Below are 18,798 nucleotides of genomic sequence, written 5' to 3' on the forward strand. Positions count from 1 at the left end.
CGCCCCGGATAGGGGCGTCCATGGGCGGAATCAGTTGAACAAACCGTAGAAGAACAGGCGGATGCTATCCCACACGCGGCGGAAGAAGCCACCCTCCTCGACGGTCTCCAGCGCCACCAGGTCGGCGCTGTGCACCACTTCGTCGCCCAGTTTGACTTCGACCTTGCCGATGACATCGCCTTGCGCGATCGGCGCGATCAGTTGCGGATTGAGGGTCATGCCGGCTTGCAGCTTGTCCAGCTGGCCTTTCGGCAGGGTCAAGGTCAGGTCGTTGGCCAGACCGGCCTTGAGCTGACGAGCGGCACCTTTCCAGACCTGCGCTTGCGCCAGTTCGGCGCCTTTCTGATAGAAGGTACGGGTCTCGAAGAAGCGGAAGCCGTAGGTCAGCAACTTCTGGGTTTCCGCCGCACGGGCCTGCTCGCTGACGGTGCCGAACACCGAGGTGATCATCCGCGCGCCATCGCGTACCGCCGAAGACACCAGGCAGAAACCAGCCTCTTCGGTGTGCCCGGTTTTCAGGCCGTCGACAGTCTTGTCGCGCCACAGCAACAGATTACGGTTGGGTTGTTTGATGTTGTTCCAGAAGAACTCCTTCTGCGAGTAGATCGCATAGTGCTCAGGGTCTTCGTTGATGATCGCGCGGGCCAGGATAGCCATGTCGTGGGCACTGGAGTAGTGCTCCGGGTCCGGCAGGCCGGTGGCATTCATGAAGTGGCTGTTGCTCATGCCCAGACGCTCGGCGGCGGCATTCATCATGTCGGCGAAAGCCTCTTCGCTGCCGGCGATGTGCTCGGCCAGCGCCACGCTGGCGTCGTTGCCCGACTGGATGATGATGCCGTGCAACAGGTCGCTGACGCTAACCTGGGTGCCAACCTGGATGAACATGCGCGAACCACCGGTACGCCAAGCCTTCTCGCTGACCGTGACCAGGTCCTGCTCGCCGATCTGGCCCTTACGGATTTCCAGGGTGGCGATGTAAGCAGTCATCAGCTTGGTCAGACTGGCCGGCGGCAGACGCTGGTCACCATTGTTCTCCACCAGCACCTTGCCGCTGGCGGCATCCATCAGCACATAGGATTTGGCGGCTAACTGCGGCGGCGACGGAATCATCACCTGGTTGGCCCAGGCGACCGGTGCAGTAAGCAGCAGAAGTGACAAGAACAGGCGTTGCGCAAAGCTGGTGATATTCATCCGTCTCTCGAAGTTGCTAATGGTCAGACAGGCCCCAAAGGGCAAATTATGGCCTGCCGCAGTGGCAGGAACCGCACACGGGCGGCGTGCTGCTTAGGCAGATGAGCGGCCAATAAGTGCCGCGTCAATCTGCCTTCACCAGTGTTGGCTGGCCGAGATTGGCCAACCGCACACTGTCTTGCAGTTGCTCAGCCTCGCCCTGGCTGTTGATCGGTCCCAGGCGCACGCGGTGCAGGATCTGCTGGTTGCGCACCACTGAGCTGATGAACACGGGGGCAGCTACCGTCTCGCTCAACTTGGCCTTGAGCAGCTCCGCAGCGTCCGGATTGGCGAAGGCTGCCACTTGGAGATACAGGCCAGAGACTGCGACTGAAGCGTTTTTTTTTGCGTCGATCTGCACCGGCAGCACGGCGGCTGCGTGTTGCTGCGGTGGCGGCGAATACTGTTCGAGCGGCTGCGCCAGCGGTTGCGCGACGGTTTTTATCTGGGCGCTCTGTTGCGGTGCCGCGAGCACCATCGGCACCGGCTGCCCCTGCTGCGCCCACCACTCGTGCGGGTCGATACCCTCGACCTTGACCCGCGCCGTACCGCTTTCGGCATAGCCGAGTTTCTTCGCAGCGGCGAAGGACAGGTCGATGATCCGGTCGGAATAGAACGGCCCACGGTCATTGACGCGCAGTACGGCACTCTTGCCGTTTTCCAGGTTGGTCACCTTGACGTAGCTGGGTAACGGTAAGGTCTTGTGCGCGGCAGTCATGCCGTACAGGTCGTAGGTTTCGCCGTTGGCCGTGGCCTGGCCGTGGAACTTGGTGCCGTACCAGGACGCCGGGCCAACCGCCTGATAGCGGCGGGCATCGGGGATCGGGTAGTACTGCTTGCCGAACACGGTGTAGGGGCTGGCCTTGACCGGGCCGTAATGCGGCATCGGCACGGCATCCGGAATCCGCGAGACGTCCACATCCCACCAGGGCGCGCCATCCTTATGCGGCCGATTGAAATCGGCGGGGCCGGAAATGCCTGCGCCGGCCTGCACCGGCGCGCTCGGTGGCGGCGTACGCTTGGACGAACAGCTGGCCAGTGCCAGGGCGAGAACCGCATAAGTCGCGAGTGTGAACGGCAAGCCGCGCATCAATGCTGCCCTCGCGCATCGACCAGCAACTCGGCCAGCTGATTGACTGCCATGGCGTACATCACGCTGCGGTTATAGCGGGTAATCACGAAAAAGTTCGGCAGGCCCAGCCAGTACTCGGCCCCTTCGGCACCCTCCAGGCGGAACGCGGTGACCGGCATCTCGGCGTCCAGTGAGTCCTTGCTCGACCAGCCTAGAGCGCGCAGCTCGGCGACATTCTTCACCGGGTCGAGGCCCTGGGTCAGGCCCTGCTCGACCTGCTCGCCCGATACGCTGGCGGCGCTGACCACCGGCTCGCCAGGCAACCAGCCATGACGTTTGAAGTAGCTGGCAACGCTGCCGATGGCATCCACCGGGTTGGTCCAGATATTGATGTGGCCGTCGCCGTCGAAGTCCACGGCATAGGCGCGGAAACTGCTCGGCATAAACTGCGGCAAGCCCATGGCGCCGGCATAAGAGCCTTTCAGATTGAGCGGGTCGACCTGCTCCTCACGCGAGAGCATGAGAAATTCGCGCAGTTCCTTGCGAAAGAATGGTGCCCGTGGCGGGTAATCGAAGGCCAGGGTCGACAGCGCATCGACCACCCGGTAACTACCGGTATTGCCGCCGTAGAAGGTTTCCACCCCGATGATCGCGACGATCACCTCGGCCGGCACGCCGTATTCCTGCTCGGCCCGCGCCAGGGTCTGTTCATGTTCGCGCCAGAAATCCACGCCACGGGCGATACGTGAGTCGGTGATGAAGATCGGCCGGTAATCTTTCCAGGGTTTGACCTTCTCCGCCGGGCGCGAGATGGCATCGAGGATCGCCTGCTTACGCTCCACTTCAGCGAACAGACTGACCAGTTGCTCACTGGCAAAGCCGTAGTCGCGGGTCATCTCGGCGACGAACTCGGCCACTTGCGGCGAGTTCGTGTAATCAGCGGCAACAGCCTGCTGAGCCAATCCGAACACGCTGGCCAAACCTAGCCAATGTGCATGCCGTACAGCCCAGCCACGCAGTATGTGCATTGAATTCATAACCCCAATTAAACCTGTGTGATCCATTTACGGTGCGTGTGGATCGACATCAAAATTCCAAATCCTGCAAGCAGGGTGATCAGCGAGGTTCCACCATAGCTAATGAACGGCAGCGGCACCCCGACCACCGGCAACAGCCCGCTGACCATCCCGATATTGACGAATACGTAAACGAAGAACGTCATGGTCAAGGCCCCCGCCAGGAGCTTACCGAACAGCGTCTGTGCTTGCACGGTAATCACCAGGCCACGGGCGATCAGCAGCAGGTACATCAACAGCAGCAAACAGACGCCGACCAGGCCGAACTCCTCGGCGAGCACGGCAATGATAAAGTCCGTATGGCTTTCCGGCAAAAAATCCAGGTGCGACTGGGTGCCGAGCAACCAGCCCTTACCCAATACGCCGCCCGATCCGATTGCCGCTTTCGACTGGATGATATTCCAGCCGCTGCCCAGCGGGTCGCTCTCCGGGTTGAGGAAGGTCAGCACCCGCTGCTTCTGGTACTGGTGCATGACAAAGAACCACATGGCCACGGCAATCGGCACCACCGCTGCCACTGCCCCGAAAATCCAGCGCCATTGCAGCCCGGCAATGAACAACACGAAGGTCCCCGAGGCGATTATCAACAGCGAGGTGCCGAGGTCCGGCTGCACCAGGATCAAGCCAAATGGCACGACAATCAGCGCCAGACTGATCGCGATGTGCTTAAAGCGTGGCGGCAGGCTGCGCTTGGACAGGTACCAGGCGATGGTCGCCGGCATGATGATTTTCATGAATTCCGAGGGCTGGAAGCGAATCACCCCGGGGATATTGATCCAGCGGGTAGCACCCATGGCGTTGTGGCCCATCACATCCACCGCCACCAGCAGGCCGACGCCGGCCACGTAGGCCAACGGCACCCAGCGCGCCATGAAGCGCGGCTCGAACTGGGCGATGATGAACATGCCGACCAGACCGATACCGAACGAACTGGCTTGCTTCATCAGCAAGTCGACGTTCTTGCCGCTGGCCGAGTAGAGAATAAACAGGCTGCCGGCCGCCAGCATCAGCAATAACAGCAACAGAATGCCGTCGATGTGCAGGCGCTGCAGCAGGCTGGCGCGGCGGCGCAGTACGTCTTCGTTGGACAGGGTACGGTCGAAGCTACTGTTCATGGGCGAACCACCTCTGCGCTCAAGGGCGGCGCGTACTCGGCTTTCAATTGGCCGTTTTCGTCGAGCAACCAGGCGTCCATCACCAGCTTGACTACCGGCGCGGCCACGCCCGAGCCGGACTCGCCGTTCTCCACCATTACCGCCACGGCAATCTGCGGGTTGTCGGCCGGAGCGAAGGCGACGAACAGGGCGTGGTCGCGGTGGCGCTCCTGCACCTTGTCGCGGTCGTATTTTTCACCCTGCTTGATCGCCACCACCTGCGCCGTACCACTTTTGCCGGCGATGCGGTAAACCGAGGCGTCGCCGACCTTGCGCGCGGTGCCGCGCGGCCCGTGCATCACTTGCTCCATGCCGAAACGCGCATGATCCCAGGCCTTGGGGTCGCGCAATTCGATGTCCGGCAACGGGGCACTGTCGACCGGCGGCAAGCCTTCGATGCTCTTGGCCAGGCGCGGGCGAATCCACTTGCCGCGATTGGCCATCAAGGCAGTGGCCTGCGCCAGTTGCAGCGGAGTGGTTTGCATATAGCCCTGGCCGATGCCGAGGATCAGGGTTTCCCCCGGATACCACGGCTGGCGGTAACGCGCGCGCTTCCAATCGCGCGACGGCATCAACCCGGCGGTTTCCTCGAACATGTCCAGGGACACGCGCTGGCCAAGACCGAAGCGCGTCATGTAATCGTGCATCCGATCGATGCCCATCTTGTGCGCCAGGTCGTAGAAGTAGGTGTCGTTGGAGCGCGAGATGGCCAGCTCCAGGCTCACCCAGCCGTCGCCGCTGCGGTTCCAGTTGCGGTATTTGTGGCTGTGATTGGGCAATTGGTAGAACCCCGGATCGAACACCCGCGAAGTGGGGGTGATCACGCCGGCATCCAGGGCGGCCACCGCCATCATCGGTTTGATCGTCGAACCCGGCGGATACAGGCCGCGCAACACGCGGTTGTACAACGGCCGATCAATCGAATCGCGCAGCTCGGCATAGGCCTTGAAACTGATGCCGGTGACGAACGGATTGGGGTCGAAACTCGGCTGGCTGACCATCGCCAGCACTTCGCCGGTAGCCGGTTGGATCGCCACGATGGCGCCACGCCGCCCGGCCAAAGCGGCCTCGGCGGCCTCCTGCAAGCGCACGTCGAGGGTCAGCACCAGGTCCTTGCCCGGCAGCGGATCGGTGCGTTTGAGCACCCGCAAGACCCGCCCGCGCGCGTTGGTTTCGACCTCTTCGTAACCCACCTCGCCGTGCAACTGCTCTTCGTAGAAACGCTCGATACCGGTCTTGCCGATATGGTGGGTGCCGCTGTACTCCACCGGATCGAGTGCTTTCAGTTCCTTTTCGTTGATCCGCCCGACATAGCCCACCGAATGCGCGAAGTGCTCGCCCTGCGGATAGTGGCGCACCAGTTGCGCGACCACCTCGACCCCTGGCAAGCGGAACTGATTGATGGCGATGCGGGCGATCTGCTCTTCGGACAACTCGAACAGCACCGGCACCGGTTCAAATGGGCGCCGCCCCTGACGCACGCGCTTCTCGAACAGCGTGCGTTCGTCTTCGCTGAGTTGCAGCACCTCGACGATCACATCCAGCACCTGCTGCCAGTCGCCGGCCCGCTCGCGGGTCAGGGTCAGGCTGAAGCTCGGCCGGTTGTCGGCGATGATCACCCCGTTGCGGTCGAAGATCAGCCCGCGGTTCGGCGGAATCGGCTGGACATGAACGCGGTTGTTCTCCGAGAGGGTCGAGTGGTACTCGAACTGCACCACCTGCAAGTAATACAGGCGCGCAACCAGTACCGCCGTAAGCAACAGGATCGCCACGGCACCGACCAGCGCACGCGTACGGATTACCCGAGCGTCTTTTTCGTGGTCTTTGATACGGATCGGCTGCGGCATCGGCTACTGCTGATTATTTGTGATAAGGATGGCCGGACAACACGGTCCAGGCACGGTAGATCTGTTCGCCGATCAGTATCCGCACCAACGGGTGCGGCAAGGTCAGCGGCGACAACGACCAGCGCTGCTCGCTACGCGCCTGCACCTCCGGCGCCAGCCCTTCCGGGCCACCGACCATGAGGTTGACGGTGCGCGCATCCAGGCGCCACTTATCCAGCTCGGCGGCCAATTGATCGGTGCTCCACGGTCGCCCTTCGACTTCCAGGGTGACGATGCGTTCCCCCGGCCCGACCTTGGCCAACATGGCGTCGCCTTCCTGACGCATCATCCGCGCCACGTCGGCATTCTTGCCGCGCGTGGTCAGCGGAATTTCCACCAATTCCAGGGCCAGCTCGGTCGGCATACGCTTGGCATATTCCTGCCAACCGTCTTCCACCCAACGCGGCATCCGCGAGCCCACGGCAATCAATTTGATGCGCACCGCCGTCGCCCTTATTCGTGATCCGGGCCTTGTCCAGGCGCGTGCAGGGCACGGCTTTGTTCGGCGCCCTGCCACAGACGCTCGAGGTCGTAGAACTGACGAGCGGTCGGCAGCATGACGTGAACGACGATATCGCCCAAGTCGAGCAAGGCCCACTCGCCGCTGTCCAGGCCTTCGCTGCCCAGCGGACGCACGCCCTGTTCCTTGACCTTTTCCAGCACGTTGTCGACCAGCGACTTGACGTGGCGGCTGGAGGTGCCGCTGGCGATCACCATGAAATCGGTGATGCTGGTCTTCTCGCGCACATCGATGGTGGTGATGTCTTGCGCCTTGACGTCTTCCAGAGCAGCGATGGCCAGTTTGACCAGGTCTTCGCTGAGCATTTTTGGGTTCTTCATAAGTAACTCGTTTGCCTCGTGTTCAGTTCGACGCACGGTACAGCCCGTGCGCATGGATATAGGCCAGTACCGCGTCAGGCACCAGAAAACGTACCGACTTTCCGCTCGCCAGCAGCGCGCGGATCTGGGTGGCAGACACCGCTAACGGTGTCTGCCAGATAAAAGAAATCTGCCCACTCGGCCCATTCAGGGCCAGCGGGTCACTCACGCTACGTGCCGCCAACAGGTTGCGCAGGGTGTCCGAGGCTTCGCTATCGGCATCCGGACGCTGCAACACCAGGATATGACAGTGTTCCAACAACGCGTCCCAGCGATGCCAGCTCGGCAACCCGCAAAAGGCATCCCAGCCCAACAGCAGAAACAACTGATCGTCGGCCGCCAACTCGGCGCGCAACGATTCCAGGGTATCGATGCTGTACGACGGCTTGGCGCGCTTGAGCTCGCGATCATCCACGCTCAGCGGCGGCAAACCGGCCACCGCCTGCTCGACCATGGCCAAGCGATCACTCGCCGCGACCTGCGGCGTGTCACGGTGCGGCGGCCATGCGCTGGGAATCAGACGCAACTCGTCGAGCGCCATGAACTCCGCCACTTCCAAGGCGCCGCGCAGGTGACCAATGTGCACCGGATCGAACGTGCCGCCGAAGATGCCGATGCGTCGGGCGCCGCTGCGTTTAGCCATTCTGCCCGCGCAGTTGACCGTCGCCGATCACCACATATTTTTCGCAGGTCAGGCCCTCCAGGCCGACCGGGCCACGGGCGTGCAGCTTGTCCGTGGAAATGCCGATCTCCGCGCCGAGGCCGTACTCGAAGCCATCGGCGAAACAGGTCGGGGTGTTGAGCATCACCGAACTGGAGTCGACCTCGGCGAGAAAACGCCGGGCTTGCCCCTGGTGTTCGGTGACGATCGCATCGGTGTGGTGCGAACCGTAGTGATTGATGTGCTCGATGGCCTGCTCCAAACCGTCGACCACGCGGATCGAGAGGATCGCCGCCAGATACTCGGTGTGCCAATCCTCTTCGCTGGCCGGCGTGGCCTCGATCAGCGCACAGCTGCGTGCACAACCGCGCAACTCGACACCCTTGGCGCGGAGGCGCTCGGCCATGCCCGGCAGGAAGTCGGCGGCCACGGCCTGATCGACCAGCAAGGTCTCCATGGCGCCACAGATGCCGTAGCGGTAGGTCTTGGCGTTGAACGCGATGTCCTGCGCCTTGGCCAGGTCGGCATGCGCGTCGACGTAGACGTGGCAGATGCCGTCGAGGTGCTTGATCACCGGCACCCGTGCCTCGCGACTGATGCGCTCGATCAGGCCCTTGCCGCCGCGCGGCACGATCACGTCGACGAACTCCGGCATGCTGATCAGCGCACCCACGGCGGCGCGGTCGGTGGTGTCCACCACCTGCACGGCGGCAGCCGGCAGACCCGCCTCGGCCAGGCCGCGCTGGATGCAGGCGGCGATGGCGCGGTTGGAATGAATGGCTTCCGAACCGCCGCGCAGGATGGTGGCGTTGCCGGACTTCAGGCACAGGCTGGCGGCGTCGATGGTCACATTGGGCCGCGACTCGTAAATGATACCGATCACCCCGAGCGGCACGCGCATCTTGCCGACCTGAATCCCGGACGGGCGGTAGCTCATGTCGCGGATCGCGCCGACCGGGTCGGGCAGGCTGGCGACCTGGCGTAGGCCTTCAATCATGCCGTCGATGCGTGCCGGGGTCAGCGCCAGGCGATCGAGCAGCGCCGGCTCCAGACCATTGGCACGGCCAGCGGCGAGGTCCTGCTCGTTGGCCGCGCCCAGCTCGGCGCGCGCAGCGTCCAACGCGGCGGCGGCGGCTTGCAGGGCACGGTTCTTCTGCGCGGTACTGGCGCGGGCGACCACGCGCGAAGCTTGGCGGGCGGCCTGTCCCAGGCGGGTCATATAGTCGAGCACGGACTCAGTCATGGGCTGCGGAGGTCTGGCTGGTGGAAAAAGTTGCTGATTATAGCCGGCACGCCGCCCCACGCCCAGCAGTGCCGGGCGGATGGTAAACAGTCCGTGCAATCGGGCCCGCCGGTAACGCCACCAGGCAACGGTCTGCGGCCACCTGGCACGAGACGGTGACACCCGCCCACACAGCCCGCCCGAAGGTTGGGTAAACAAAACCAGCGCAGATGTTTACCTTCAATTCGGGTGCGGGAAAAACCGCGCCCAATGCCGGCGCCGTTAGCCGCAGCCCCATAAAAAGGCGGTTCACCGCCGGAGTGTTCGCCATGCGTTACCGCACCGACTACAGCGCCGCGCGACTCAGCGCCGCCCCGCAAGTGCTCGAACTCGGCTCCTGGCGCCTGCATTACCAGGCGTACGCCACGCACAGCCACGACCGGCGCGCCCCGGTATTGCTGCTCGGCGGAGCATTCCAAAGCTTTCGCTCGTTCGCCAATGAAGTCAGCGAATTACTCACCGAACACCCGGTGATCCTGCTCGACCTGCCCAGCCAGGGCGGCAACCCGCAACTGGCAGCGGAATTGGGCCTGGAGCAGTTGGCCGACTTGATCGCCGCCTTCGCCGCCGAATTACAGCTGCCGCCGCTGATGCCCATCGGCCTGTCCTACGGCTCGGCCCTGGCCGCCCTGTTCGCCGCGCGCCACCCCAGGCATTGCGCCCGCCTGCTACTCGCCGGCATCAGCGCCTTTGGCCGCCCCGGTGCCCGCCTGCTGCTGGAAGAGAGCCTGGCACTGCTCGCCGAAGGCCGCAGCGACGCCTTCGCCCAAGGCGCCTTGACCGGCCTGCTCAACCCGCTGCGCCTGCACGAGACCGGGGTTGCCCCGGTATTTCGCAAAGCCTTGCTGCGGCAGATGCAGCGCCTGACGCCGAGCGAAGTCGAGCGTTACCGGCAAAACAGCCAGCGCCTCCTGGATTTTCCGGGGTTTGCCGGCCACCCGGCGTGTCCGACCCTGGTGCTGGCCGGCGAATACGACCACTTCACCCAACCGTGGGAACATGCGCACTTTGCCGCCGCCTGCGCCGACGCCACCTGTGCAGTGATCCACAACGCCGACCACCTGGCCCAGTTCGAGCGCCGCACAGCCTGCGCGGCGCTGTACCACCCGTTCCTGCGCGGCGAAACGCTGCCGCCACGCAGCGCCGGCGCCACACGCCTGGCGCGCCACCAGTTACTGAACCTGGAGAAACGCCACGAGGCGCGCCTGACACCCAGCAACCGACGCGCCCGACTGCGCCACAGCGACGCCGGCGAATGGTCGGTGGAGATCGCCGAACTGGGCTTTTTCGGCGGATTGCTGCACGGCGCACTGCCCTCTCAACTGCCGGTTCGCGGCTGGCACCTGCTCAACGGCGAGCTGCCCGCACAGCCCATCTTGCCGTTACGCCACAGCGGCAGTGGCCTGGCCTTCGTCTTCCCACACAGCGACGCCCAAGCCAGCAGCGCTTTAGCCGCCCAATTCAGCGCCCAGTCCTTGCCCGCCGTCGCCTGCGCGTAAGCGCGCCGCGCGCCGAAGCAAACATCGCCAGCGGCGCGGACACCGCGGCGAATTCAGGGGACGCGTCTAGCAGGCCGTTTTTAGCCCAGTATCGGCAACGTAGCCTGCTAGAGACTGGCCTGGATAACCCGCACCAGCCCCGGCGTACGCGCCGGCTGCAAGCCCAGGGCGGCAGCCTGGGCGCTCGGGTCGAACACCTCGACCTGGCGAAAACCGCAGCGTTTGAAGCCGGCGACAATCTCTTCACCATTGCGGTAATGCAGGGGATAGCTACCGCGAGTCAGCCGGCCCACCAAATCCACGCCCCAGCGCAGCTGCCGATAACGCGGATGCTCGCGCAGGTCCGGGTACAGTTCGGTCAGATAGGTCGCCTGCGGAAATGCCGCGAGCTGCTCGGCCAAACGCGTCCAGAACGCCTCGATCAGCGGCAACTCGAAGTAGTTCACCAGGCCCTCGGTAATCACCAGAATCGGCTCGCGATGGTCGAGGCCGGCGAACAAGGCCGCCAGGCTCTTGCCACCGCGCTCGGCGAGAATGTCCACCGCCTTGACCTGGTGGCGCCCATCCAGCCAGCCCTCGCCGTGCAGCAGCAGACGCTTACGCGCGGCCATCGCCGGCAGGTCAGCCTCGAGGTACTGCAACTGAGGATAACGCGCGCTGAAACGCCGCCCCCGCGGCGACAAGCCACAGGCGATTTCAACCACCTGGCGCACGCCGCCCTGCTCGATAGCCGCCGTCAGCTGCGCATCGATCTGTAAATGCCGTTGCAGCAGAATATGCTCGATGTCCAGGCCGAAACCGACCCGCGCGCCCCAGGCGATCGGCGCCAACAAGCCGTGCACAAGGCGCCCGAACGCGGTGACGAAAGCCGGTTCGGCCAACTGATGGCGGTACCAGACATAACCGGTGTAATGCGCACTGGGGCTGATATGCGCACTGCTGACGCGGGCACGTTCAGACATGCTTAAGGCTCTTATTGTTATGATCGCGCCCAGCCTATGCCCTGCCGCCGAGCGGTGACACCACATGCCACACGAACCCATCCTTAGTTTGCCCTGGCCAACGGCCCAGCCTCTGGCGGCGAGCTTTTTCGACCGCGACGCGCGGCTGCTCGCCCGCGAACTGCTCGGCAAGGTGATTCGCCACCGCGTCGGCGAGCACTGGCTGGCCGCGCGGATCATCGAGACCGAGGCCTACTACTGCGCAGAGAAGGGCAGCCACGCCTCGCTGGGCTACACCGAGAAACGCCGCGCGCTGTTTCTCGATGGCGGGCACATCTATATGTATTACGCACGCGGTGGCGACTCGCTGAATTTCAGCGCGCAGGGGCCAGGCAATGCCGTGCTGATCAAATCCGCGGCGCCCTGGCTCGACCGTCATTCGGACGCCGCCAGCCTGGCGCAGATGCACGCCAACAACCCGGACGCCCACGGCTTGCCGCGCCCGCTGGAGCGGCTGTGCGCCGGGCAGACCTTGCTGTGCAGGGCCCTCGGCCTGAAAGTCACGGACTGGGATGCGCAACGTTTCGATACGCAGCGCCTGTTCGTCGACGACGTTGGCGAGCATCCCACTCCCGTTGTGCAGACCACTCGCCTGGGCATTCCCGCCGGGCGCGACGAACACCTGCCCTACCGTTTCGTCGACGCCGCCTTTGCCCGCCAGTGCACGCGCAACCCGCTGCGCCGTGGCCAGGTCGAAGGCCGCGACTACCACCTACTCCATCCCGAGGATGCGCACCAATGAGCCAGTGGCTCGACACGCTGACCACCTGGCTGGCCGCCAACCCACAGTGGCTGGGCCTGGCAATTTTCCTGATCGCTTGTATCGAATGCCTGGCAATTGCCGGGATCGTCGTGCCAGGCACCATTTTGCTGTTCGCCGTCGCCGTGCTGGCCGGCAACGGCGCGCTGACACTCTGGCAAACCCTGGCCCTGGCCTACTGCGGCGGCCTGCTCGGCGACGCCCTGTCGTACGCGGCCGGGCGTTACTTCCACCAGGACATCCGGCGCCTGCCGGGGCTGCGCCAGCACCCGCAATGGCTGGCCGGGGCCGAAAACTACTTCCAGCGCTATGGCGTCGCCAGCCTGCTGGTCGGCCGCTATATCGGCCCGCTGCGCCCGATGCTGCCGATGGTCGCCGGCATGCTCAACATGCCGCTCGGACGTTTTATCGCGGTCAGCATGCTCGCCGCCGCCGGCTGGGCGGTGGCCTATATGCTGCCGGGCTGGGCCACTGGCGCGGCGCTGCGCCTGCCCCTACCGGAAGGCTTCTGGTCGCAAGCCGCGCTGCTCGCCGGCGGCCTGGCTCTGCTGCTGGTGATCAGCGTGCAGAGCAGCCTGCGCGAACAACGCCACGCCAGCCTGATCGCCGCCGGCCTGAGCCTGCTGCTGTTGCTCGGTCTGTTCATCGGCTGGCCACACCTCAGCCAGCTCGACCAGGGCCTGCTCGCCCTGGTTCAGGAACAACGCAGCGCCAGCCTCGATAGCCTGATGGTGCTGATCACCCGCCTCGGCGATTTCTCCACGCAACTGGCCGCGGGCGTGTTGCTCTGTCTGTTGCTGCTGGTGGCCCGGCAATGGCGCGCGGCGATGTTCGCGGGCAGCGCCCTACTGGGCACGGCTCTGGCCAACGGTGCCCTCAAAGCCCTGTTCGCGCGCCACCGGCCGGAGGTTTTGCTGGAACCGCTGAGCAGTTTCAGCTTTCCCAGCGGTCACAGCTCGGCGGCGTTCGCCTTCTTTCTGGTGCTCGGCGTACTGGCCGGCCGTGGCCAACCGGCACGCCTGCGCCTGACCTGGTTACTCTTGGCAGCACTACCGGCGCTGGCGATTGCCTTGTCCAGGGTGTACCTGGGTGTGCATTGGCCCAGCGACATCATCGCGGGCGCTTTGTTGGCCGGCGGTCTGTGCGCCCTCAGCCTGGGCCTGACGCAATGGCAAACCGCGCTGAGCGCGCTGCCGGCAAAAGCCTGGTGGCTGATCCTGCCGGCGTGCATCGGGCTGCTCGGCGCCATCGCCACCTGGCAACTGTCGGAAGGGATACTGCTGTACCGCTATTGAAACAACCGCACAGGCCAGGCGTGTGCCGTCTCAAATAACGCCGCACCGGCAACGCAGGTCGTTTTCAACGGCCTGCTAGCCCTCACCCTGCAACTGATCGAGCAAGGCTTGCAGCAGGACCAAACGCTCCTGCGGCGCGTCGAGGGCCAGCAGTTGGAGTTTCTGCTCGGGCGCCAGAGGCAGCAGGTAGGCCAGTTGGTTAGCCAATGCCGACTGGTCGTTGACCGCCTCGCTCATGCCCAGCGCGGCCACCAGCGGGTGCTCGGCCAGGGCGCTGAGCAGCGCGAGCAAATCGGCATGTTCGGCACGCAACGGCGACGGCGACGCCTCGTCCAACCAGTCGACCTCGGCCATGGTCAGTTGGTCGGGCAATACCTGGGCGCGCTGCACCTTGAACCGCCGCCCACCCTCGACCCGAATCCCCAGCAAGCCGTTGGGTCGCTGCTGAAAATCACTGATGCGCGCCTCGCAGCCCACCGCGGCAAAACGCTCGGCGGCTTCGCCGACCTCCGCGCCCTCGACGATGCAGACCACGCCAAAGCCTTCGCCCTGCTTCATGCAGCGGCTGATCATGTCCAGATAGCGCGCCTCGAAAATCTGCAGGTCGAGCATGCAGCCGGGGAACAGCACGGTATTCAGCGGAAACAATGGCAGGTTCATCGCGTCGTCCTCATGCCAGTAAGACAATCGCCAACGGCAACAACACCGCCGTGACCATGCCCATCAAACTCATCGCCAACGCGGCGAAGGCGCCGCACTCCTCGCTCTCCTGCATCGCCCGGGCGGTACCGACCGCGTGCGCGGTCATGCCCAGCGCCATGCCCAGCGCGGCGTGGTGACGTACACCGCAGACCCGCAGCAAGGACGGCCCGAGGATCGCCCCAACCACCCCGGTGATCATCACGAACACCGCGGCCAGCGCGGCGATACCGCCAATCTGGTTGGCCACCAACATGGCGATCGGCGACGTCACCGACTTGGGCGCCATGCTCATCAGCATGATGTGCTCGGCACCGAACCACCAGGCGCAGGCCACACCGAGCAGCGTCGCCACGCTACCGCCAATGAACAGGGTCAGGATGGTCGGCCAGAACAACTGGCGAATCCGCCGCAGGTTGAGAAACAGCGGCACCGCCAAGGCCACAGTGGTCGGCCCGAGGAACAGGGTCAGGGCTTCGGCGCTGACTTTGTATTCGGCAAAGCTCAGGCCGCACAGCAGCAACACGCCGATGACGATCAACATCGACACCAGCACCGGCTGCAAAAGCACCCAGCGGGTCTTTTCATAGGCGGCAATCGCCAGCTGGTAGGCGCCCAAGGTCACTCCGGCACCAAACAACGGGTGATGCGTGACCGCCTGCCAGGCGCCATACCAGTCGAGCGTCATACGTCCTCCCGCTGGCGCTGTTGGCGCTCGATCAACTTTTGCATCATCCAGCCGGCAAAGACCACCGAGAGCACCAGCGACACCACCAGCGCGCCGACCACCGGCCAGAAGTCCGCGACGATAGCCTCGGCGTACGCCATCACCCCCACGGCCGGCGGCACCAGCAGCAACGGCAGGTATTTGAGCAGGCTGCCGGCGGCCATCTGCAAGGGCTCGCCGACGTCGCCCCGGACCAGCAAAAAGACGAACAGCAACAACATGCCGATGATTGGCCCCGGCAACATTGGCAGCAGCAAAACGTTGAGCGCAGTACCGAGCAACTGGCACAACACCAGCCAGGACAGGCCGCGTAACAGCATGGAAACTCTCCAATTCAGGTGATGGCCGGCATCGCGACGAGGCCACCAGCGAGCGCATCGAACACCAGCCTAGGCACTCTCGGTGCCTGGGCGAACGGCGACCATTATAGGCTGGCAAATCGCTCGCCTATAACCCGCTATTCAGCAGGGCGCTGCGCGCTTGACCCAGCGCGCGACCCGTGATGATCTTAGGCAAGAGCGGTTTGCCACGAAAAACAATAAACACCCCGTCTCCTCAAGGAGGAACTATGCCGTTAGTACCCGTCGCACAACTGCAAGACTATGTAGGCAAGGAACTTGGACGTTCCGACTGGCTGACCATCGACCAGGAGCGCATCAACCAGTTCGCCGAATGCACCGGTGACCACCAGTTCATCCACGTCGATCCGGAAAAAGCCAAGCTGACGCCGTTCGGCAGCACCATCGCCCATGGCTTCCTCTCACTGTCGCTGATCCCGCTGCTGATGGAAAACATCATGATCATGCCCCAGGGCCTGAAAATGGCGGTCAACTATGGCCTCGACAGCGTGCGCTTCATCCAGCCGGTCAAGGTCAACTCCAAGGTTCGCCTGGTGGTCACCCTGACCGACGCCAACGAGAAAAACCCCGGTCAATGGCTGCTCAAGGCGCGCGCCGTGCTGGAGATCGAAGGCCAGGAAAAACCCGCCTATATCGCCGAACCCTTGACCCTCTGCTTCGTCTGACCCCAGCACCGGCAACGGGGCATGCAATCACCCGATTGCATGCCCCGTTGTGCATTGCGCGTGCACACCCGCGCACCGCTCATCGCCTGCTTTACGGCATACTCCCAGCAACCATTCTATCTGGATGCTCGTCATGCGCCGCCTCGTCACCCTGGCTCCGCTGAGCCTTGCCCTGCTACTTGCCGCCTGCGGCGACGGCGAACCCCTGTTGCCGCCCGATGCCATCCTGCCCGACGGCGGACGCTATCGCGGCGCGGTGGTCGACGGCCTGCTGCAAGGTCCCGGACGCCTGGACTACCGCAACGGTAGCTGGTTCGCCGGCAGCTTCAAAGACGGCCAACTGCACGGTGCCGGCGAATGGCACGGCGCACATGGCGAACACTACGTCGGTGAATTTCAGCAAGGCGCGCGGCATGGCCAAGGCACCCTGCGGCAAAGCGATGGCAGCACCTACAGCGGCGGCTTCGTCGACGGCCGCTTTGCCGGCGAAGGCAGCCTCGAACAGCAGGGCCAGGTTTATCGCGGCCAATTCAAAAACCATGCGTTCGACGGCCTGGGCACCCTGACGAACGCCGACGGCAGCAGCTTCCAGGGGCAGTTCCGCAACGGCCAACCCGACGGCCAGGGCGTGCGCCGCGACGAATACGGCAACCAGCTCAGCGGCGAATTCAACAACGGCCAGCTGCATGGCATGGGCAGCTACCAAGGCGCTGACGGCGAGCTGTACAGCGGCACATTCCACAACAGCCTGTTCCACGGCAAGGGCCGCTATCAGAGCGCCGCCGGCGACGTCTGGAGCGGCCAGTTCGTCGACGGCGCACTGAGCGGCGCGGGCCAGTTCCAGGGCGCCGACGGCAGCCATTACCGCGGCCAGTTCCGCGACTGGAACTACCACGGCGCAGGTCACTTGAGCCTGGCCGACGGCAGTGTCTACGAGGGCCACTTCGCCCAGGGCGAATACGCCGGCAGCGGCAGCCTGACGCGCGCCGACGGCAGCGTGCACAGCGGCACCTGGCTGCGCGGCCAACGTCTGCGTGACGAACACCAGCGTTTACTGCCCGACCCGCTGGAGCTCGGCCTGCTGGAGCAAGGCCGGCTGCTCGATGCGGCCATCGCTGGCCTGCCTGCCTCAACCCCGCAGATTGAGCTGTACAGCCTGACCCTGGCCGGCGACGGCAAGCAAAGCGTGTTCCTGCGCGAGGCCGATTACGTCGCGCAACTGCTCGACACCCGCTTTGCCGCCCACGGCAACATCACCCTGGCCAACCACCGCGACCACCTCGCCGATCGCCCGCTGGCGACCCGTGAAAGCCTGACCCGCGCGGTGCAGGCGCTGGCCGAGCGCAGCGGCGCGGAAGACCTGATTTTCATCTACCTGACCAGCCACGGCTCGCGCCAGCACGAGCTGAACCTCGACCAGCCGCGCCTGCAACTGGCCGATCTGCCAGCCAGCGAACTGGCCGCCCTGCTGACACCGCTGCGCGAGCGACACAAAGTGCTGGTGATCTCGGCCTGTTACTCCGGCGGCTTCATTCCGCTGCTGAAGGACGACAAGACCCTGGTGATGACCGCCGCGCGCGCCGACCGGGTGTCGTTCGGCTGTTCGGAAGAAAACGACTTCACCTATTTCGGCCGCGCCCTGTTTGCCGAAGCCCTGCACGAGACCGACGATCTACAACGCGCCTTCACCCTGGCCACGGAGAAAGTCGCCGAGCGCGAGCAGGCCGACGGCTTCGAAGCCTCTGAGCCGCAAATCTGGGCGCCCCAGGCCGTATTGACGCACTGGCGCGAACTGCGCGAGCAACAAGCCAAGCGCGCCCTGAGTGCCACGCCCACCGACAAACCAACGGCCAGCCACTAAGCTGATGGATATCAGCGGAGACTCGAAATTATGTACTTGACGCCCCAGCACATCCTTCTCGCAGGTGCCAGTGGTTTGACTGGCGAACACCTGCTGGATCGCCTGCTCAACGAACCCACGGTGGCGCGCGTGCTGGCGCCAAGCCGCCGGCCGTTGGCCGAACACCCGCACCTGGAAAATCCGGTGGGCGAGTTGCTGGCGCTGTTGCCGCAGCTCAGCGGGCGGGTCGACAGCGCATTCTGCTGCCTCGGCAGCACGATCAAACAGGCCGGCTCGCAAGAGGCCTTCCGCGCCGTCGACCACGACCTGGTACTGGCCTTCGCCGAACGCGCGCGCGCGCTTGGCGCGCGGCATCTGCTGGTGATCAGCGCATTGGGCGCCGATGCGCAGTCCGCGGTGTTTTACAACCGCGTCAAAGGTGAAACGGAGCTGGCCCTGCAAGCCCAGGGCTGGCCGCAGCTGACCCTGGTGCGGCCATCGCTGCTGCTCGGCCCGCGCAGCGAATTCCGCCTGGGCGAGCGCCTGGCCGCACCGCTGATGCGCTGGCTGCCGGGCAAGTACCGCGGCATTGAGGCCACCGTGCTGGCGCGCGCACTCTGGCGCCTGGCCCTGGAAGAAGAAGACGGCGTGCGCGTGGTAGAGTCCGACCAGTTGCGCCGCCTCGGCCGCTAACCCCCTCATCGAGCCCACCC

The 18,798-nt window shown here is 64.5% G+C and carries 19 protein-coding genes; 6 read left to right on the forward strand and 13 right to left on the reverse strand.

Going from position 1 to position 18,798, the window contains the following annotated elements:
* Positions 1–30: 30 nt before the first annotated feature.
* The 9 genes from B3M58_RS18605 to B3M58_RS18645 form a co-directional block, all read right to left on the reverse strand.
* Positions 31–1,191, reverse strand: a complete 1,161-nt coding sequence (locus tag B3M58_RS18605) for a D-alanyl-D-alanine carboxypeptidase family protein (protein ID WP_296221368.1) — start codon at positions 1,189–1,191, stop codon at positions 31–33.
* Positions 1,192–1,315: 124 nt separating this feature from the next.
* Entirely contained in the window at positions 1,316–2,320 is a 1,005-nt protein-coding gene (locus B3M58_RS18610; protein ID WP_296221370.1) for a septal ring lytic transglycosylase RlpA family protein, read from the reverse strand.
* Positions 2,320–3,330 (reverse strand): lytic murein transglycosylase B, encoded by a 1,011-nt coding sequence (mltB, locus tag B3M58_RS18615; RefSeq protein ID WP_296221371.1) that lies wholly within the window; start codon positions 3,328–3,330, stop codon positions 2,320–2,322. The genes B3M58_RS18610 and mltB overlap by 1 nt, the downstream gene beginning before the upstream one ends.
* Before the next feature lie 17 nt (positions 3,331–3,347).
* Positions 3,348–4,451, reverse strand: a complete 1,104-nt coding sequence (gene rodA / locus B3M58_RS18620; protein ID WP_296221695.1) for a rod shape-determining protein RodA — start codon at positions 4,449–4,451, stop codon at positions 3,348–3,350.
* A gap of 38 nt (positions 4,452–4,489) precedes the next feature.
* Positions 4,490–6,379, reverse strand: coding sequence for a penicillin-binding protein 2 (gene mrdA / locus B3M58_RS18625; RefSeq protein WP_296221372.1), 1,890 nt, complete (start codon positions 6,377–6,379; stop codon positions 4,490–4,492).
* Positions 6,380–6,392: 13 nt separating this feature from the next.
* Complete coding sequence (rlmH, locus tag B3M58_RS18630; RefSeq protein ID WP_296221374.1) at positions 6,393–6,860, reverse strand: 23S rRNA (pseudouridine(1915)-N(3))-methyltransferase RlmH; 468 nt, start codon at positions 6,858–6,860, stop codon at positions 6,393–6,395.
* A gap of 11 nt (positions 6,861–6,871) precedes the next feature.
* Positions 6,872–7,243 carry a ribosome silencing factor gene (rsfS, locus tag B3M58_RS18635; RefSeq protein ID WP_296221697.1) on the reverse strand — a complete coding sequence of 124 codons (372 nt, stop codon included), beginning with the start codon at positions 7,241–7,243 and terminating at the stop codon, positions 6,872–6,874.
* A 37-nt stretch (positions 7,244–7,280) separates the two neighbouring features.
* Positions 7,281–7,940 carry a nicotinate-nucleotide adenylyltransferase gene (gene nadD, locus B3M58_RS18640; protein WP_296221376.1) on the reverse strand — a complete coding sequence of 220 codons (660 nt, stop codon included), beginning with the start codon at positions 7,938–7,940 and terminating at the stop codon, positions 7,281–7,283.
* Positions 7,933–9,201 (reverse strand): glutamate-5-semialdehyde dehydrogenase, encoded by a 1,269-nt coding sequence (locus B3M58_RS18645; RefSeq protein WP_296221377.1) that lies wholly within the window; start codon positions 9,199–9,201, stop codon positions 7,933–7,935. Before B3M58_RS18645 ends, nadD begins: the two co-directional genes overlap by 8 nt.
* Positions 9,202–9,509: 308 nt before the next feature.
* Here B3M58_RS18645 and B3M58_RS18650 point away from each other — a divergent pair, with 308 nt between their 5' ends.
* Positions 9,510–10,739, forward strand: a complete 1,230-nt coding sequence (locus tag B3M58_RS18650; protein ID WP_296221379.1) for an alpha/beta fold hydrolase — start codon at positions 9,510–9,512, stop codon at positions 10,737–10,739.
* A 107-nt stretch (positions 10,740–10,846) separates the two neighbouring features.
* Here B3M58_RS18650 and B3M58_RS18655 read toward each other — a convergent pair whose 3' ends face one another.
* Complete coding sequence (locus tag B3M58_RS18655; RefSeq protein ID WP_296221380.1) at positions 10,847–11,701, reverse strand: class I SAM-dependent methyltransferase; 855 nt, start codon at positions 11,699–11,701, stop codon at positions 10,847–10,849.
* A gap of 64 nt (positions 11,702–11,765) precedes the next feature.
* Between B3M58_RS18655 and B3M58_RS18660 the strand changes: the two genes are divergently transcribed.
* Together B3M58_RS18660 and B3M58_RS18665 are read left to right on the forward strand one after the other, a co-directional pair.
* Complete coding sequence (locus B3M58_RS18660) at positions 11,766–12,482, forward strand: DNA-3-methyladenine glycosylase (protein WP_296221381.1); 717 nt, start codon at positions 11,766–11,768, stop codon at positions 12,480–12,482.
* Positions 12,479–13,795 (forward strand): bifunctional DedA family/phosphatase PAP2 family protein, encoded by a 1,317-nt coding sequence (locus B3M58_RS18665; protein ID WP_296221382.1) that lies wholly within the window; start codon positions 12,479–12,481, stop codon positions 13,793–13,795. Before B3M58_RS18660 ends, B3M58_RS18665 begins: the two co-directional genes overlap by 4 nt.
* 75 nt (positions 13,796–13,870) lie before the next feature.
* On the opposite strand, the gene B3M58_RS18670 is transcribed toward B3M58_RS18665, so the two are convergent.
* From B3M58_RS18670 to B3M58_RS18680, 3 genes are read right to left on the reverse strand one after another with little or no spacing between them, the layout of a single operon-like run.
* Entirely contained in the window at positions 13,871–14,455 is a 585-nt protein-coding gene (locus tag B3M58_RS18670; RefSeq protein ID WP_296221383.1) for an LON peptidase substrate-binding domain-containing protein, read from the reverse strand.
* 10 nt (positions 14,456–14,465) lie between these two features.
* Positions 14,466–15,182, reverse strand: coding sequence for an LrgB family protein (locus B3M58_RS18675; protein WP_296221385.1), 717 nt, complete (start codon positions 15,180–15,182; stop codon positions 14,466–14,468).
* Positions 15,179–15,541, reverse strand: a complete 363-nt coding sequence (locus B3M58_RS18680; protein ID WP_296221386.1) for a CidA/LrgA family protein — start codon at positions 15,539–15,541, stop codon at positions 15,179–15,181. The genes B3M58_RS18675 and B3M58_RS18680 overlap by 4 nt, the downstream gene beginning before the upstream one ends.
* 248 nt (positions 15,542–15,789) lie before the next feature.
* On the opposite strand from B3M58_RS18680, the gene B3M58_RS18685 reads away from it, so the two are divergent.
* The 3 genes from B3M58_RS18685 to B3M58_RS18695 all read left to right on the forward strand — a co-directional run bounded on the left by B3M58_RS18685 (position 15,790) and on the right by B3M58_RS18695 (position 18,778).
* Complete coding sequence (locus B3M58_RS18685) at positions 15,790–16,245, forward strand: MaoC family dehydratase (RefSeq protein ID WP_296221387.1); 456 nt, start codon at positions 15,790–15,792, stop codon at positions 16,243–16,245.
* A gap of 124 nt (positions 16,246–16,369) precedes the next feature.
* Positions 16,370–18,106 carry a C13 family peptidase gene (locus B3M58_RS18690; protein WP_414704109.1) on the forward strand — a complete coding sequence of 579 codons (1,737 nt, stop codon included), beginning with the start codon at positions 16,370–16,372 and terminating at the stop codon, positions 18,104–18,106.
* A gap of 30 nt (positions 18,107–18,136) precedes the next feature.
* Complete coding sequence (locus tag B3M58_RS18695; RefSeq protein ID WP_296221389.1) at positions 18,137–18,778, forward strand: oxidoreductase; 642 nt, start codon at positions 18,137–18,139, stop codon at positions 18,776–18,778.
* Positions 18,779–18,798 lie beyond the last annotated feature (20 nt).

This window comes from Pseudomonas sp. UBA2684 (assembly GCA_002354655.1).
Taxonomy (GTDB): Bacteria; Pseudomonadota; Gammaproteobacteria; order Pseudomonadales; family Pseudomonadaceae; genus Aquipseudomonas.

What these genes read in the sequence shown, in the direction of transcription:
- mltB (WP_296221371.1), bottom strand. Translation starts at nt 3,330, where the DNA reads ATGCACATACTGCGTGGCTGGGCTGTACGGCATGCACATTGGCTAGGT.
- B3M58_RS18695 (WP_296221389.1), top strand. Translation starts at nt 18,137, where the DNA reads ATGTACTTGACGCCCCAGCACATCCTTCTCGCAGGTGCCAGTGGTTTG.
- B3M58_RS18685 (WP_296221387.1), top strand. Translation starts at nt 15,790, where the DNA reads ATGCCGTTAGTACCCGTCGCACAACTGCAAGACTATGTAGGCAAGGAA.
- rsfS (WP_296221697.1), bottom strand. Translation starts at nt 7,243, where the DNA reads ATGCTCAGCGAAGACCTGGTCAAACTGGCCATCGCTGCTCTGGAAGAC.
- B3M58_RS18610 (WP_296221370.1), bottom strand. Translation starts at nt 2,320, where the DNA reads ATGCGCGGCTTGCCGTTCACACTCGCGACTTATGCGGTTCTCGCCCTG.
- B3M58_RS18690 (WP_414704109.1), top strand. Translation starts at nt 16,370, where the DNA reads ATGCTCGTCATGCGCCGCCTCGTCACCCTGGCTCCGCTGAGCCTTGCC.
- nadD (WP_296221376.1), bottom strand. Translation starts at nt 7,940, where the DNA reads ATGGCTAAACGCAGCGGCGCCCGACGCATCGGCATCTTCGGCGGCACG.
- B3M58_RS18645 (WP_296221377.1), bottom strand. Translation starts at nt 9,201, where the DNA reads ATGACTGAGTCCGTGCTCGACTATATGACCCGCCTGGGACAGGCCGCC.
- B3M58_RS18670 (WP_296221383.1), bottom strand. Translation starts at nt 14,455, where the DNA reads ATGAACCTGCCATTGTTTCCGCTGAATACCGTGCTGTTCCCCGGCTGC.
- B3M58_RS18655 (WP_296221380.1), bottom strand. Translation starts at nt 11,701, where the DNA reads ATGTCTGAACGTGCCCGCGTCAGCAGTGCGCATATCAGCCCCAGTGCG.
- B3M58_RS18660 (WP_296221381.1), top strand. Translation starts at nt 11,766, where the DNA reads ATGCCACACGAACCCATCCTTAGTTTGCCCTGGCCAACGGCCCAGCCT.
- B3M58_RS18650 (WP_296221379.1), top strand. Translation starts at nt 9,510, where the DNA reads ATGCGTTACCGCACCGACTACAGCGCCGCGCGACTCAGCGCCGCCCCG.
- B3M58_RS18680 (WP_296221386.1), bottom strand. Translation starts at nt 15,541, where the DNA reads ATGCTGTTACGCGGCCTGTCCTGGCTGGTGTTGTGCCAGTTGCTCGGT.
- B3M58_RS18665 (WP_296221382.1), top strand. Translation starts at nt 12,479, where the DNA reads ATGAGCCAGTGGCTCGACACGCTGACCACCTGGCTGGCCGCCAACCCA.
- mrdA (WP_296221372.1), bottom strand. Translation starts at nt 6,379, where the DNA reads ATGCCGCAGCCGATCCGTATCAAAGACCACGAAAAAGACGCTCGGGTA.
- B3M58_RS18675 (WP_296221385.1), bottom strand. Translation starts at nt 15,182, where the DNA reads ATGACGCTCGACTGGTATGGCGCCTGGCAGGCGGTCACGCATCACCCG.
- B3M58_RS18605 (WP_296221368.1), bottom strand. Translation starts at nt 1,191, where the DNA reads ATGAATATCACCAGCTTTGCGCAACGCCTGTTCTTGTCACTTCTGCTG.